Source organism: Acetobacter fallax (assembly GCF_011516735.1).
Classification (GTDB): Bacteria; Pseudomonadota; Alphaproteobacteria; order Acetobacterales; family Acetobacteraceae; genus Acetobacter; species Acetobacter fallax.
The window spans coordinates 69,659-84,305 of record NZ_WOSX01000006.1 but is presented as its reverse complement, the minus strand read 5'-3'; the positions used below and the strand labels follow the sequence as shown (position 1 = coordinate 84,305).

15 protein-coding genes are annotated in these 14,647 nt (G+C 61.0%); 1 reads left to right on the top strand and 14 read right to left on the bottom strand.

Features of this window, described 5'->3' with window-relative positions:
- Window positions 1-50 precede the first annotated feature (50 nt).
- The 5 genes from GOB85_RS05245 to proS form a co-directional block, all read right to left on the bottom strand.
- On the bottom strand, window positions 51-629 hold the full coding sequence (locus GOB85_RS05245) for a phage tail fiber protein (RefSeq protein WP_173576553.1): 579 nt from the start codon (window positions 627-629) through the stop codon (window positions 51-53).
- Window positions 630-755: 126 nt separating this feature from the next.
- Window positions 756-1,661: a glucosamine inositolphosphorylceramide transferase family protein gene (locus tag GOB85_RS05240; RefSeq protein ID WP_173576554.1), complete on the bottom strand. Its 906-nt coding sequence runs from the start codon at window positions 1,659-1,661 to the stop codon at window positions 756-758.
- Between the two features lie 18 nt (window positions 1,662-1,679).
- Complete coding sequence (locus GOB85_RS05235) at window positions 1,680-2,375, bottom strand: ABC transporter ATP-binding protein (protein WP_173576555.1); 696 nt, start codon at window positions 2,373-2,375, stop codon at window positions 1,680-1,682.
- Complete coding sequence (locus GOB85_RS05230) at window positions 2,368-3,615, bottom strand: lipoprotein-releasing ABC transporter permease subunit (protein WP_173576556.1); 1,248 nt, start codon at window positions 3,613-3,615, stop codon at window positions 2,368-2,370. The genes GOB85_RS05235 and GOB85_RS05230 overlap by 8 nt, the downstream gene beginning before the upstream one ends.
- Window positions 3,615-4,931: a proline--tRNA ligase gene (gene proS, locus GOB85_RS05225; protein ID WP_173576557.1), complete on the bottom strand. Its 1,317-nt coding sequence runs from the start codon at window positions 4,929-4,931 to the stop codon at window positions 3,615-3,617. The genes GOB85_RS05230 and proS overlap by 1 nt, the downstream gene beginning before the upstream one ends.
- Here proS and GOB85_RS19565 point away from each other — a divergent pair.
- Window positions 4,930-5,058, top strand: a complete 129-nt coding sequence (locus GOB85_RS19565) for a hypothetical protein (RefSeq protein WP_277875853.1) — start codon at window positions 4,930-4,932, stop codon at window positions 5,056-5,058. The two genes, proS and GOB85_RS19565, sit on opposite strands and share 2 nt — an antisense overlap.
- Before the next feature lie 248 nt (window positions 5,059-5,306).
- Here the strand turns inward: GOB85_RS19565 and GOB85_RS05220 are convergent, their stop codons facing one another.
- The 9 genes from GOB85_RS05220 to nuoH form a co-directional block, all read right to left on the bottom strand.
- Window positions 5,307-6,953 carry a ribonuclease J gene (locus tag GOB85_RS05220; protein WP_173576558.1) on the bottom strand — a complete coding sequence of 549 codons (1,647 nt, stop codon included), beginning with the start codon at window positions 6,951-6,953 and terminating at the stop codon, window positions 5,307-5,309.
- A 9-nt stretch (window positions 6,954-6,962) separates the two neighbouring features.
- On the bottom strand, window positions 6,963-7,775 hold the full coding sequence (locus GOB85_RS05215) for a type III pantothenate kinase (protein ID WP_173576559.1): 813 nt from the start codon (window positions 7,773-7,775) through the stop codon (window positions 6,963-6,965).
- Window positions 7,759-8,574, bottom strand: a complete 816-nt coding sequence (locus GOB85_RS05210; RefSeq protein ID WP_242011305.1) for a biotin--[acetyl-CoA-carboxylase] ligase — start codon at window positions 8,572-8,574, stop codon at window positions 7,759-7,761. The genes GOB85_RS05215 and GOB85_RS05210 overlap by 17 nt, the downstream gene beginning before the upstream one ends.
- Window positions 8,561-9,991 (bottom strand): NADH-quinone oxidoreductase subunit NuoN, encoded by a 1,431-nt coding sequence (gene nuoN, locus GOB85_RS05205; protein WP_173576560.1) that lies wholly within the window; start codon window positions 9,989-9,991, stop codon window positions 8,561-8,563. Before nuoN ends, GOB85_RS05210 begins: the two co-directional genes overlap by 14 nt.
- A 46-nt stretch (window positions 9,992-10,037) precedes the next feature.
- Entirely contained in the window at window positions 10,038-11,981 is a 1,944-nt protein-coding gene (gene nuoL / locus GOB85_RS05200; protein WP_173576561.1) for an NADH-quinone oxidoreductase subunit L, read from the bottom strand.
- Window positions 11,982-11,987: 6 nt separating this feature from the next.
- Window positions 11,988-12,311 carry an NADH-quinone oxidoreductase subunit NuoK gene (gene nuoK, locus GOB85_RS05195; RefSeq protein WP_173576562.1) on the bottom strand — a complete coding sequence of 108 codons (324 nt, stop codon included), beginning with the start codon at window positions 12,309-12,311 and terminating at the stop codon, window positions 11,988-11,990.
- Entirely contained in the window at window positions 12,308-13,039 is a 732-nt protein-coding gene (locus GOB85_RS05190) for an NADH-quinone oxidoreductase subunit J (RefSeq protein WP_173576563.1), read from the bottom strand. The genes nuoK and GOB85_RS05190 overlap by 4 nt, the downstream gene beginning before the upstream one ends.
- Before the next feature lie 93 nt (window positions 13,040-13,132).
- On the bottom strand, window positions 13,133-13,621 hold the full coding sequence (gene nuoI / locus GOB85_RS05185; protein WP_173576564.1) for an NADH-quinone oxidoreductase subunit NuoI: 489 nt from the start codon (window positions 13,619-13,621) through the stop codon (window positions 13,133-13,135).
- Window positions 13,621-14,643, bottom strand: a complete 1,023-nt coding sequence (gene nuoH, locus GOB85_RS05180) for an NADH-quinone oxidoreductase subunit NuoH (RefSeq protein WP_173576565.1) — start codon at window positions 14,641-14,643, stop codon at window positions 13,621-13,623. The genes nuoI and nuoH overlap by 1 nt, the downstream gene beginning before the upstream one ends.
- Window positions 14,644-14,647 lie beyond the last annotated feature (4 nt).

Below are 14,647 nucleotides of genomic sequence, written 5' to 3'. Positions count from 1 at the left end.
GCGATATCGTATTCAGAAACAGACTATCGCGGCAAAATGCGCCGGAACGTTCATGATTTCTGAGAGATTGCCAGAAGATTTGAATTGACCCACAGCGATTGTCCGTCACCCGGATCATCCTGCGGCAGGCTTTGCATCAGCTGCACCAGCGCCGTGTTCAGCTGCGCAATGGTGAGAGAGCCGGAATCGCTGTCTCCGCCGCAAACGGGGATTACAACGCCGTCCACGACAGACAGTGTCTGACCGGCAATGATCCCGGCGCCTTCCGCGCTCACACCAAGAACGTCGCCCTCGGCGAAAACCTGCTGTGTTTCGATCAGAAGCGAGAGCGCGCCCACGGGAACAGTGTAGGTATGTCCTGCGCTGACGGTGACCGGCTGTACCGACCATGTTGCAACCGGTGATCCACCCGGTGTGAGAGTGGCATAAAGAGCGAGACCCGTCACAAGGCCCCAGTCTTCCGTCGCCAGCCCGAAACTGTAAGCGGAAGAGACAGCGACTGTCCGGCGGCCGTCTCCGGGTGACGTGAAGCTGACGGGCAGCCGCGCATATCCTCCTGCGCTCACCTCATCGGCGAGCGCTGACGGGCCTCCCGATACAAGCCCCATGAAACCTACAAAAAACGGCACGCCTGTTTCTCCCCACAGCATTCCCGGCGGGACAAAACAGCCCGGCCTCCGGCGATCAGTGAGGACAGTATTGCTGTCCCAGGAATGCGACTGTGTGGGGAACAGACGTAACGGATCGTTTCCGGATCAGATTTTACCGGAACGGTGCGTTAATGCCCTGCGCGCATCGAAAAGATGCCGGGCAGGAGAAAGACTGATGCGCTTGGCGTCGATAATGGTTATCGGTCCCGCGCCGGAGAGTGTGTGAAGACCCTGTCTCCACGGTGCGCAGGATGAGGGGGCTGTGATATGTCCTGTGACCGTCGCCTGAAATCTGTCGGGCGTGGGATCGGTGATGGTCAGCAGCGAAAGCGCGCCACCATAGGTATGTGTGCAGTCCTGGGTCGGCAGAACAATGCCGGCGCTGGTCACGACCGGTGTTCCGCCCGGTCGTGACGACGCCGGATTGCGCCGCAGCGGGTTGCCGGGATGCAGATGCCATGGCCCTGTCAGTTTTTCCGCCCAGGCCGCGCACAGCACGGACTGTCTTTCCGCTTTGTTGCCCGGCGGCGAAAAGAACATCCACCACAGGCCACCATATCGGACCGGAGAGGCATCGATCGCCGCGACAGGAAAAGACCAGTCAGCGACCGGCTCCCAGTGGTGCGGAAAGGAAACAGCCCGGTAGAGCTGCAACGTTCCTGTATTCCATGCCTCCGGAAGCATGAAAATCTCTCCATCATCCTCAATGATGACGGGATAGGACAAATGCCAGGGCGGGTTCAGAACGGTGCCGCGGCCGAGGAGAGTCAGGTCAGAGTCGAATGCAAGATGATCGATCCGGCCCCGTCTGTCGCGATAATCATAAGCTTCGGCGAAAACATGCAGGATTCCGTCACGCCAGATGCCGAACGGATCAGCCAGGAACCGGAAAGACCGGGTGTCGTTCAGCCAGGTGATCCGCTGTCCTTCCAGGGTTCCGGCGGACACCAGTTCCCCGATCGGCGCATGCACTGCGGCGCAGCGCCACAGATCGGTCCGCATGAACGGCATGGCCGGATCTCCTTTCCGTCAGAGTTCCACCAGCATGCCGTCACGCAGTGTTACCACGCGATCCATCCGGGCGGCCAGTTCGTCATTATGGGTCGCGATCAGCGCCGCCAGACCGGAACTCCGGGCGGCCCGCAACAACTCATCGAAGACCGTGGCGGCGGTTTTGACATCGAGGTTGCCGGTTGGCTCGTCTGCCAGAAGCAAAGAGGGCTCATTGGCGAGCGCGCGGGCGATCGCCACACGCTGCTGCTCACCGCCGGAGAGTTTGCCGGGGAGATGATCCAGCCGGTGGCCCAGGCCGAACAGGCTGAGCAGATTTTCTGCTCGCTCGCGGGCGATGTGCTGAGATTTCTTTGCGATCATCTGAGGCAGCATGACGTTTTCACGTGCCGTGAACTCTCCGAGCAAATGATGAAACTGATAGACGAAGCCGATTTCCGAACAGCGGATTGCCGTGCGGTCGTTATCGGCCAGCCGTCCGGAATCGCGCCCGATGATCTCGACGGAACCGGCATCGGGCCGGTCCAGCAGGCCGGCGATATGCAGCAGGGTCGATTTCCCCGTTCCCGACGGTGCGACGAGTGCCACGATCTCACCCGCATGCAGCGAGAAGCTGGTATCGCGCAGGACGTGCAGCGTCTCGTCGCCACTGACATAGGACCGCGCCACATCGCGCAGTTGCAGAACGGTCTTTCCGGTGGTTGCTTCAGCCATGACGCAGTGCCTCCACCGGGTCTGTCCGGGCTGCACGCCATGAGGGGTAGAGCGTGGCGAGCAGGGACAGGACGAGCGCCATGGTGATCACTTCAAGAACCTGTCCCCAGACCAGCTTCGCCGGCAGATGCTCCAGATAATACACTTCCGGGTTAAACAGGTTGGTGCCGGTTATTTTCTGAAGAAGCTGCCTGATCCGTTCGATGTTCTCACAGAAGACAACACCGATGAGCGTGCCCAGAAGTGTGCCTGTGACGCCGACGGAGGCGCCGCACATCAGGAAGATGCGCATGATCGCGCCCCGGGTCGCACCGAGGGTTCGCAGGACGGCGATGTCCACTGTCTTGTCCTTCACCATCATGATGAGCGACGAGATCACGTTGAAGGCCGCGACGAGGATGATGAGCGTCAGGATCAGGAACATCACGTTCTGCTCGACCTGGACCGCGCCGAAGAACGCGTTGTTGCTGTTCGTCCAGTCCAGAACCCGGATACGCGGATCAGCCAGCGTCCGTTCGATCGCGCGTGTCACGGGCTGCACATTGTCCGCGTTCGCGGTCATCACGACGATCTGCGAGACGGCATTCGGCTTCTGAAAATAGACCTGTGCAGCAGGAAGCGGCAGAAACACATAGCCGGCGTTATAATCATTCACGCCGGCATCGAAGATCGCAACCACCCGGTAGGCGCGCACACGGGGCATCGTCCCGAAGGCTGTTGCGGCGCCGTTCGGGGAGACGAGCGTGATTTTCGACCCGATCACCAGCCCGGCCCGATCCGCCAGTGTCACACCGATGGCGACCGCGTCATCACCCTGAAAATCATCGAGCGAGCCGGCGATGATCGAAGAACTGACCGCTTTGAGATCCTGCAGTCCCCGGCGTGTCATGCCATGGACGATGCCGCCCGCGCTGTATGGGCCGGCGCTGAGCAGCACCTGTCCTTCCAGCAGCGGTGTGGCGCTGACAACGCCTGGCACTTTGCGAACTTTTCCGGCGAGGTCATCATACTCCGTGATCGAACGGGTCACGCCGTAGAGCGTGAGATCACCGTTCAGTCCGAGGATGCGCCCCATGAGATCGGAGCGGAACCCGTTCATCACCGCCATGACGATGATGAGCGTCGCCACGCCGAGCGCGATGCCGACCAGCGAGAAAATCGCGATGACCGAGACAAAACGCTCGCCTTTGCGTGCTCTCAGATAGCGACCGGCAACGGCGCGCTCGAACGATCCGAACATCAGTGACCGAGCACTTTCGCCAGCGCTTCGGCAACCGGCAGTTCAAAGCGCTCGCCTGTGGCGCGCTGCTTCAGTTCCACCTTCTGTTCCTTCGCGCCACGCGGGCCGACGATGAATTGCCAGGGATGTCCCATCAGGTCGGCGTCGGCGAATTTTGCACCGGCACGGTCCGTGCGGTCATCGTAGAGGAACTGTTCGGGGGCGGCGGCATAGAGTTGCTCGCACAGAGCGTCACAGGTTGCGTCGCCGACCTTCAGATTGATGATGACGGCTTTGAACGGCGCCACGCTTTCGGGCCAGATGATTCCGGCGTCATCATGGCTGGCCTCGATGATCGCGCCGACAAGGCGGGACACGCCGATGCCGTACGACCCCATTTCGGGATGGATTGATGTGCTGTCCGGCCCGGCGACGGTGATGTCCATCGACTTCGTGTATTTGGTGCCGAAATAGAAGATGTGACCGACTTCAATGCCGCGTCCTTCCCGGCGACGGGCTTCGGGCACACTGGCCCAGGCAGCGTCATCGTGCTTTTCGTCGGTCGCAGCGTAATAGGACGTCACGTTTGAGAAGAACTTATCCAGCGAGGCGCTGTTGTCGACATCGACCGGCTCGCCCAGCCAGTCGAGCGTATCCAGCGCGCCGTCATAGAACACGCCGCTTTCGCCGGTCGGGGCGAGGATGAGGAATTCGTGGCTCAGATCGCCGCCGATCGGGCCGGTATCGGCGACCATGGGCACGGCGCGGACGCCGAGGCGCTGGAAGGTGCGGAGGTAGGCCAGCATCATCCGGCGATAGGTGTCCACTGCGGCTTCGTAGCTGATATCGAAGCTGTAGGCGTCCTTCATCAGGAATTCGCGGCCGCGCATCACGCCGAAGCGGGGGCGGACTTCGTCGCGGAATTTCCACTGGATCTGATAGAGGACCTGCGGCAGTTCCTTGTAGGATTTCACGCCCTGGCCGAAGAGATCGGTGATCACCTCCTCGTTGGTTGGCCCGTAGAGCAGATCCCGTTCATGGCGATCACGGACGCGGAGCATTTCCGGACCGTAAGCGTCGTAGCGACCGGAGCGTTTCCACAGATCCGCCGACTGAAGTGTGGGCATCAGCACTTCCTGTGCGCCGACCGCGTCCTGCTCTTCCCGGACGATCTGCGCGACATTGCGCAGCACCCGCAGTCCCGCCGGGAGCCAGGCGTAAATTCCTGAGGCCGTCTGACGGATCAGGCCGGCCCTCAGCATCAGCCTGTGCGACGCGATCTGGGCGTCGGAGGGTGTTTCCTTGAGAGTCGGCAGAAAACTGCGTGACAGGCGCATGATGGAGATTCTCGTCCCTGAAAACGAACCGGCCGCAACCGGTCAGATGGAAGCGTCTGGCGGAAGTGAAGATACGCACGGCACAATGCGTCGGCATATCGATCATGACCAGCACGAACCGGTCTGATTCCGCAGATCATGCTGCCTGACAGAGACTGCCGGACAGCACCAGACTCGCCACCCGCCTATCTCTCACGATGGCTCCGGATGCAAGCGCGCAGACCCGCCGGAACGCACACCGGCTTGTGATCGCAGGGCGGCTTGCGTCCTGGTCTGGCGATGATAGATTTATCTCAAATAAGAATAAGAAAAATAGACAAACTAAAGAGAGCGGCGGTCCGGTTTCCCGGTCCGCCGTTTTCTGTTGTGCCGCGCTTACACGCGCAGCACATGCACATCCACGAGGGGACGCTTCTGGATTTTCCGCCCCAGCGCACGGCGCAGGGCAGTTTTCGCGGCCTCACGGAAGGACTGGTCGTCCATCCGCAGTTCATCAGGGATCTCGTCGATGGCGTTGGCGAATTCCTCACGGACCCGGATACTTTCCGGCTCTTCCGCGTCGAGAAGCCCCGGCGCGCTCACCTTCGGCTCACCGATGACATAGCCTTCGTCATCAACCGCGAAGCTGGCCAGGACAATGCCGTTGAAGAGCATCTTGCGGCGTGCAGCGAGGACATCGCCGTTCATTGCCAGCAACCTGTTGCCGTCCACGGCCAGACGCCCTGTCGGCGCGGTATCGACCACCTCGACGGTGCCTGGCGCCAGATTCAGGATGTCACCATCCTCAAGCAGGATCGCCGCGATGCCCTTTTCCTGAGCAAGTGCCGCGTGAGCAGTCAGATGACGCCACTCACCATGCGTCGGCACGGAGTATTGCGGCCGGACGAGATCATACATCGTCCTGACGTCGTCACCGGTTGCATGGCCGGAGCAATGGACCATCGCGTCACGATCGGTCAGCACTGTCACGCCACGCCGCGTGAGGTTATCCTGCACCTGCATGATGGCGCGCTCATTACCCGGGATCATACGGCTGGAATAAATGACCGTATCGCCTTCGCCCAGCGCCACATTCGGATGTACGTCGGACGCGATGCGGGACAGTGCCGAACGGGGTTCGCCCTGGCTGCCCGTGATGATCATCACGACCTGGTCATCCGGCAGGTCATTGACTTCCTGTTCGGACAGGAAGGGCAGCACGCCGGAAAGATAGCCGCATTCGCGGGCCGCGACATCGAGATTGCGCAGCGAACGACCGACGAGAACGACGGTGCGTCCTGCGGCCTGCGCCGCCATGGCGATGGTCTCGACGCGTGCGACGTTGGACGCGAAGCAGGTGACGGCGATGCGTCCCTTAAGAGAGCCGATCAGCGCCGTCATGCCCTCACGGACTTCCGCCTCGGAGCGGGACGGTCCCTGGGTCATCACATTCGTGCTGTCGCCGACGAGGGCCAGAACACCCTCGTCACCGATCTCGCGGAGACGTTCGATATCGGTTGGCGGCCCGACAAGCGGCGTCGGGTCGAGCTTCCAGTCACCCGTGTGCAGGATCGTGCCATGCGGCGTGCGGATTGCGAGGGCCTGGGCTTCGGGCACTGAATGCGTGACCGGGATGAACTCGATGTCGAACGGGCCGACATTGAACCGTCCGCCGCATCTGATCGTGTGGATTTTGACCTTCTGATCCAGCCGGGCTTCACCCAGCTTGCGACGCAGAACAACGCTGGCAAACGGCGTCGCATAGACCGGGCACTGGAGCCGGGTCCAGAGATGGGCCACCGCGCCGATATGATCTTCATGCGCGTGCGTGATCACCAGACCGGCGAGTTTGTCCCGTCGCTCCATGATGAATGTCGGGTCTGGCGTGAGGATTTCGGCTTCAGGCGTGTCGTTGCCTGAAAACCCGATCCCGCAGTCAATCGCAAGCCATGTGTCACCCAACCTGTAGAGGTTGAGATTCATGCCGATCTCACCCGTTCCGCCGAGAGGCAGAAAGGCCAGACCGCCGTCCTTTTCTGTCATTTCTTAATATTATCCTTCTATTGAATGGTCTCTGTCATTGCTCAGAATCGGCTCGGGGTTTCTCCCGGCCAGAAAGCGCAGTCCATTGATCGTCAGTTGCGGGTCGATATGCTCGAACACAGTTGTCCCCTCCGAGAAGAGCGGAGCCAGACCGCCGGTCGCAAGCACCTTCATCGGCGCCCCGAATTCCCGTCTGATCCTCTCGACGATCCCCTCAACCAGACCGATATACCCCCAGAACACACCTGACCGCATGGCGGCATTCGTGTTACGTCCAATCACCAGGCCGCCCTCCGGGCGACCTACACCAATTCGCGGCAGCCGGGCTGCCGCACTGTGCAACGCTTCCACCGAGAGATTGATCCCCGGTGCGATAACGCCGCCACGATAACTTCCATCACCGCCGACGACATCAAATGTCGTCGCCGTCCCGAAATCGATCACGATCAGCGGGCCACCATACATACGATGCGCGGCCAGCCCGTTGAGCAGGCGGTCCACGCCGACCTCTCCCGGATTATCGAGATCGATCCGGAATCCCCAGTCGAGCCGGGGCGAGGCGATCAGCGGCTCCACATCAAAATATCGCCGGCAGACCTGCCGAAGATGATAGAGCGCCGCCGGCACCACTGTGCCGATAACGGCCGCATTCACATCCGCGGCCGACAGACCTTCAATCTCAAGCAGCGTGCGCAGCCAGACGGCATATTCGTCACTTGTTCGCTGCGTCTGCATCGAAATGCGCCACGATCCGCGCCATTTTTCACCGTCATGGACAGCAAAGACAACGTTCGTATTGCCGGCATCAACGACCAGAAGCACGATCGGCTTCCATTTTCTTCACCGGGAAATCACCATAAAAAATCTCACCGGTGACAAGGCGTTCCAGCTTCCCTCCACGATCAAGAAGCAGCTCCCCGTCTTCACCGATACCTGTGAACAGACCATGAGAATAGGTTTTTCCGTCACTGACTACAAGGGCCGAGCCCACAGGCAGCGAACGGGCGAGCCAGGCCACCCGGATCGCGGCGAAACCGCGCTGACGAAAAACGGCTCGCCAGTGAGTCAGATAATGCAGGATGCGCGGGGCAACGGCACGCGGATCGCACAATGACGCATGCTCTGCCAGACAGGCCAGATGACGACCTTCGATCCGGGGCGAGCGGGCCAGATTGGCACCAAAACCGATCACCACATGGTCCGCGGGCGCGCCATTGATCTCGACGAGCAGCCCGCCGAGCTTGCGTCCGTCGAGCAGGATGTCATTCGGCCATTTGATCCGCAAACGGGGCGTGAGAGCCCCGCTGGCCAGACCATCATAAAACGCCAGCGCCGCGATGAACGCCCAGGCGGTGTTGCTCACCTGCTCCGCTGCATCCGGCCGCAGCAGAACGGAAAGCGCCAGACTGTCACCGGGGTCCGCCCAGATGCGTCCCCGGCTTCCGCGCGCCCGGGTCTGGCTGAGTGCCAGCACGGCAAGTCCTTCAGCCTCGCCGTGCTGCGCCCGCTCAATACAGGCGTCGGATGTGGAGGGCAGTTCGTCGTAACACTCGAAACGCCACGCCGGGGCCTCCGATGCTCCGGTGTGCTCCCTGGTCAGAGACGATTCAGCCCTGGCCAATGAGTGCCTGGGCAGCGGCCTGCGCCGCCGTGCTGATGGGGCCAAGGCCGATCAGGAAGAGCACGGTCGCCAGCCCCATCGCAACAGATACGAACGAAACAGAAGGAGCAGTTTTGTCAAAGGGCGCGGCGGCGGGATCGAAGTAAATCACCTTCACGACCCGCAGATAATAGAACGCTCCCACGACAGCCGAGACAGCGCCCACGGCGACGAGCGGATACAGCCCTGCATTCCAGGCGGCCGCGAACACCATGAACTTGCCGAAGAACCCGGCCATTGGCGGCACGCCGATCATGCTGAACATGCAGATCGCCAGAACCAGTGCGAGGCCGGGATTGTTCCGTCCCAGGCCCGCCAGGTCCGAAATCCCGGTCACTTCATGGCCACGACGACGCATTGCCGCGATCACACCGAACGTGCCGGCGTTCATCACCAGATAGGCGGCGAGATAGACCAGCGTGCCGGTGGTCCCGGCGGGAGAGGCCGCGGCCAGGCCCATCATGGCGTAGCCCATGTGACCGATCGAGGAATAGGCCATCAGACGCTTGATATTGTGCTGTGGGATGGCGGCGAAGGAGCCGAACAGCATCGACAGCGCCGCGATGACCTCGATCAGCATCTGCCAGCGTGGTGACATCGCTCCGAACGGCCCGCTCATGACACGCAGGATAAGCGCGAATGCCGCGAATTTCGGCGCGCCGGCCATATAAGCCGTCACCGGGGTGGGTGCGCCCTGATAGACATCCGGCGTCCACATATGGAACGGCACGGCGGACAGTTTGAACGCCAGGCCGACGATGATGAACACTGTTCCGATCATCAGTCCGAGCGGCACGACGCCGGTTCCGTTAATCTCCGCCGCGATCGGTGCATAGTCCATCGTCCCGGCATAACCGTAGACCAGCGACATGCCATAGAGCAGCAGACCGGAAGCCAGCGAGCCCAGGATGAAATACTTCAGCCCCGCTTCAGCAGCCCCCAGCCGGTCGCGCTCGATTGCGCATAGGATATAGATCGAAAGGGAGGACAGTTCGAGCCCGACGAAGAGCGTCATGAGATTGGAAGAAGAGGCCATGACCATTGCGCCGAGCGTGGAGAACAGCACGAGGACCGGCATTTCGAACGGCAGCTGGCGTCGCCCGTCTGAATAGCCGATCGATAGCGCGATCGCGGCCACGCCACCGATAAGGGCGAGCACTTTGATGAAACGCGAGAACGCATCGACAACGAGCATGCCATTATAGGCAATGCCGTCAGGCGCCCTGACCACCAGAAAGCCGGTCACCACGAAGGCCGCGATACTGAGCATCGCACAGGGCAGAAACGCCTCGTCCTTTTTTTGCAGCACGCCTGCTGCAAGGATGACAAGAGCGCTGACCGCCAGCACCAGTTCAGGCAGGCCGAGTATCCAGTTCATCGCCCGTTCTCCCCGATGGCTGCGTCAAAACTCTTCTGAAAACCTGTCATTGGAAGAACACCACCGTCGTCACCAGAACCACGAGCCCGACCAGCATCGTCAGCGCATAGACGGCGATCGAGCCGGTCTGGGTCCGCGTTGCAGCAACCGCGCCGCCCCATGTGACGCGGGCCAGCTCGACAGGGACTTTTTCAACCACACCTTCATCGACACCCTTCCATAGTGACCGGGCAATCGCACGGTACGGGCGGACGAAGATGTGGTCATACAGTTCGTCGAAATACCATTTATTGAGCAGGAACAGGTAGGCCGGGCGGAAGGACGAGGCGAGTGTCGCCGGCAGTTCCGGCCGGGCGATGTAGAGCACATAGGCGGCGCCAATTCCGAGCAGGCCGACAATGCTCGGCATCAGACCGATCAGCATCGGCACGTCCTCGAGCGAGGCCATCACGGTGTTTCCGGGGGCATTAAAGATTGCGCCACCCCAGAAAGCGACCTGTCTGCCACCGATATAGAACGGCGCCAGCACGACACCGGCCACAATTGCGCCGAGCGACAGCAGCACGACCGGCACGAGCATGACCGGAGGGCTCTCATGCGCTCCTTCGTGAAGATGCGCATCACGCGGCTGACCATGGAACACGAGGAAAATCAGGCGCCAGCTATAGAGCGCCGTGATGAACGCGGTGACTGTGCCCATGACCCAGCCATAGGTGCCCGCCGTGCTATGCGAGACCCAGGCCGCGTTCAGGATCGCGTCCTTCGACCAGTAGCCGGCGAAGGGGAATACACCTGCGAGGGCAAGGCTGCCGATCCACATCATTGCATAGGTGACGGGGATCTTCTTCCACAGCCCGCCCATGCGGAACATATTCTGCTCATCATGCACGGCATGGATCACGCAGCCTGCGCCAAGGAACAGCAGTGCCTTGAAGAACGCATGAGTCGTGAGGTGGAACGCGGCGGCCTGGTAGGCGCCGACGCCGATGGCCATGAACATGTACCCAAGCTGGGAACAGGTTGAGTAAGCGATTGTCCGCTTGATGTCCGGCTGCACCATTCCCACCGTGGCGGCGAAGAAACACGTCGTCGCGCCAATCAGAACGATGAAGATCCGCGTATCGGGAGCAAATTCCACCAGCGGCGACATGCGGGCCATCAGGAACACGCCGGCAGTAACCATGGTGGCTGCGTGGATGAGGGCGGAGACTGGCGTCGGGCCTTCCATGGCGTCAGGAAGCCAGGTGTGCAGGAACAGCTGGGCCGACTTACCCATCGCGCCGATGAACAGCAGCGTCGCGATGATTTCAATGATGGAATGTGTGGAGCCGAAGAGCTGATAGCCAGTGTTGACCTGGTCCGGCACCATGGCGAAGATGTCATCATACTGCACCGTGCCGAAGGTCACGAAGATCAGGCCGATGCCGACAAGGAAAAACAGATCGGCAATGCGGTTGACCACGAAGGCCTTGATTGCCGCGGCTGAAGCACTCGGCTTGTTATACCAGTAGCCAATCAGCAGATAACTCGCGAGACCGACGCCTTCCCAGCCAAAGAAGAGCTGGATGAGATCATTTGACGACACCAGCATCAGCATGGCGAAGGTGAAGAGCGAGAGATACGAGAAGAAGCGGTAACGCGGCATGGAATCGTGCGCCATGTAACCGAGGCTGTAGATATGGACGAGCAGCGAGACGGTCAGCACCATCGCCGTCATCGTGACTGACAGCGTATCGAACCGGAACGCCCAGTTCGCATGGAAGGAACCGGCATCGACCCAGTGTGCCAGGAGCACGACACCGGGCATTCCGCCTGCTGTCATGCCGCCCAGCAGCGCGCCGTAGCTGCACAGCGTCGCCACGCCCATGAAGAGAATGGTGATGGCCTGCGCCGGCCCGTCGCCGATGCGCCGTCCGGTCAGCCCGGCAATCGCCGCGCCGCCCAGAGGCGCCAGCACGGCGATTGCGAAAAGGATCAGTGCCGCCTGCATATCCGCTCAGCCCTTCATCGTCGCAACGTCGTCGACCTGAATCGAGCCACGGTTGCGGAAATAGACAGTGAGGATGGCGAGCCCGATCGCGGCCTCGGCCGCCGCGATGGTCAGGGTGAACAGCACCATCACCTGACCGGACAGGTCACCAAGCGCTCCTGAAAACGCGACAAAATTGAGATTCGCGGAGAGCAGGATCAGTTCCATCGACATCATGATGATGATGATGTTTTTCCGGTTGAGAAAAATACCGAACACACCGAGCACCAGCAGTGCCGCGCTGACGGTCAGAAAGGGTCCGAGCCCGATCTGGGCGATCGCGGAATTCATTTCGGCACTCCTTCCCCGTTTTCAGATGCCCGGCTGTCAGAGGGCGGAATCCCGTACGAACCGGGGACGGCGGTGTCATAATAAGAGCCCGGCGGGCGCAGGAAGCCGCCATTGGCATTTGTGCCGTTGCCGAGCGGCAGGTCGAGCATCTCAAGGGTATCGGCCCGCATGCGGTCATGCTGTTTGCCGATGATCTGACGGCGCCCTGTTGGCTTCTCGCGGAGGGTGAGTGTGATCGCGCCGATCATCGCGACGAGCAGGATCAGGCCGCAGAGCTGAAACAGCAGGATGTAATGCGTGTAGATCAGGGTGCCGAGCGCTGACGTATTGGTCATCGGGCCGCCCGGTTCGCCGAGGCCACCCGTGATCGGCGCCGGCGTCACGGGCGATGTGACCCAGTGCAGGCCGGCCATCACGAGTTCCGCGAACAGCACGCAGCCGACAGCCGCGCCAAATGGCGCATAACGCTGCAATCCTTCGCGCATCTTCGTAAAGTCGATGTCGAGCATCATCACGACGAACAGGAACAGGACCGCCACGGCGCCGACATAGACGATGACCAGGATCATCGCCAGGAACTCGGCCCCGGCGATGAGAAACAGTCCGGCCGCGTTGAAGAATCCGAGGATCAGGAACAGCACCGAATGAACCGGATTGCGCGCGCTGATGACCATCGCGGCGGACGCGACGAGCACGGTGGCGAAGACGTAGAAAACCAGCTGGATCATCCCGGCTCTCCTCCGTGACGAAGGACGGAATCCTTCAGGGCGACAGATGCGGGATACGCCGCACGGGACTGACTGTTCATGACAGGAGGTTGCTCAGCGATAAGGCGCATCAAGTTCGAGCCTCCGCGCCAGCACGCTCTCCCAGCGGTCTCCGTTGGAGAGAAGCTTGTCCTTGTTGTACATCAGCTCCTCGCGTGTCTCGGTGGCGAACTCGTAGTTCGGTCCCTCGACAATCGCATCCACCGGGCAGGCCTCCTCGCAGAGACCGCAATAGATGCATTTCGTCATATCGATATCGTAGCGCGTGGTGCGACGTGATCCGTCATCCCGCGGCTCGGACTCGATGGTGATGGCTTCCGCCGGGCAGGCTGCTTCGCAAAGCTTGCAGGCGATGCAACGCTCTTCTCCGTTCGGATAGCGCCTCAGCGCGTGCTCGCCGCGGAAGCGGGGCGAGAGCGGGCTCTTCTCGTACGGGTAGTTGAGGGTCACTTTCGGTTTGAACATCGTTTTGAACGTCGCGGCCATGCCGGAGACGATCTCGGTCAGCAGAAATGCCTTAAGTGCGCGATCCATGCCGGCCATCAGCTTACCCCCTGCGGCAACAGTCCGGTTGCGAGCAGAAATCCGGCTGTCGCGATCATCCAGAGCAGCGAGACGGGCAGGAAGACTTTCCAGCCCAGCCGCATAAGCTGGTCATAGCGGTAGCGAGGGAATGTTGCGCGCGTCCAGATGAAGACGAAAAGACAGAAAAGAATTTTTGCGATCAGCCAGAGCGGGCCCGGAATCCATGTAAACGGCGCGATTCCGAGCGGTGGGAGCCAGCCTCCGAGGAAGAGGATGCTGACCATGCCGGACATGAGGATCATGTTGGCGTATTCGCCCAGGAAGAAGAGGCCGAAGGACAGGGACGAGTATTCGACGAAGAATCCCGCCACGAGTTCACTCTCGCCTTCCGGCAGATCGAACGGCGCCCGGTTCGTCTCGGCGAGTGCCGAGATGAAGAAGACGATGAACATCGGGAACATCGGGACGCAGAACCAGACATGCCGCTGCGCCAGGATGATGTCGTTAAGGTTCAGGCTGCCGACCGCCAGCAGCACGGAGACGATCACCAGTCCGATTGAGACTTCGTATGAGACCATCTGCGCGGCTGACCGGAGGCCGCCGAGGAAAGCGTATTTCGAGTTCGAGGCCCAGCCGGCGATCAGCATGCCGTAGACACCCAGGGACGAGATCGCCAGCAGATAGAGAATGCCGACATTGATGTTCGCGACCGCAAGACCGTTGCCGGTCGGGATGACGGCCCAGGCCATCATGGCCAGCGAGAAAGTCAGGAACGGCGCGAAGAGAAACAGGAACCGGTTAGCGCCTGACGGAATGATCGTCTCTTTCGTGATCATCTTGATCGCGTCAGCGAAAGCCTGAAGGAGACCGAAAAGGCCGTTCACGTTCGGTCCGCGACGCATCTGCATCGCCGCCATGACCTTACGCTCCATCAGCGTCAGATAGGCGACTGCGATCAGCAGCGGCACCAGAACGGCCAGTGCTTCAAGGACGATCAGGATGACCTGGCCGACAATCGTGTCGAAGAAAAAATGCGCCACGTCC

Bases quoted from the DNA above. Each gene is read 5' to 3' on its own strand.
- GOB85_RS05240 (WP_173576554.1), bottom strand. From the start codon at position 1,661: ATGCCGTTCATGCGGACCGATCTGTGGCGCTGCGCCGCAGTGCATGCG.
- GOB85_RS05235 (WP_173576555.1), bottom strand. From the start codon at position 2,375: ATGGCTGAAGCAACCACCGGAAAGACCGTTCTGCAACTGCGCGATGTG.
- GOB85_RS05230 (WP_173576556.1), bottom strand. From the start codon at position 3,615: ATGTTCGGATCGTTCGAGCGCGCCGTTGCCGGTCGCTATCTGAGAGCA.
- GOB85_RS19565 (WP_277875853.1), top strand. From the start codon at position 4,930: ATGATGGAGATTCTCGTCCCTGAAAACGAACCGGCCGCAACCGGTCAG.
- proS (WP_173576557.1), bottom strand. From the start codon at position 4,931: ATGCGCCTGTCACGCAGTTTTCTGCCGACTCTCAAGGAAACACCCTCC.
- GOB85_RS05220 (WP_173576558.1), bottom strand. From the start codon at position 6,953: ATGACAGAAAAGGACGGCGGTCTGGCCTTTCTGCCTCTCGGCGGAACG.
- nuoN (WP_173576560.1), bottom strand. From the start codon at position 9,991: ATGAACTGGATACTCGGCCTGCCTGAACTGGTGCTGGCGGTCAGCGCT.
- nuoL (WP_173576561.1), bottom strand. From the start codon at position 11,981: ATGCAGGCGGCACTGATCCTTTTCGCAATCGCCGTGCTGGCGCCTCTG.
- nuoK (WP_173576562.1), bottom strand. From the start codon at position 12,311: ATGAATTCCGCGATCGCCCAGATCGGGCTCGGACCCTTTCTGACCGTC.
- GOB85_RS05190 (WP_173576563.1), bottom strand. From the start codon at position 13,039: ATGATCCAGCTGGTTTTCTACGTCTTCGCCACCGTGCTCGTCGCGTCC.
- nuoI (WP_173576564.1), bottom strand. From the start codon at position 13,621: ATGGCCGGCATGGATCGCGCACTTAAGGCATTTCTGCTGACCGAGATC.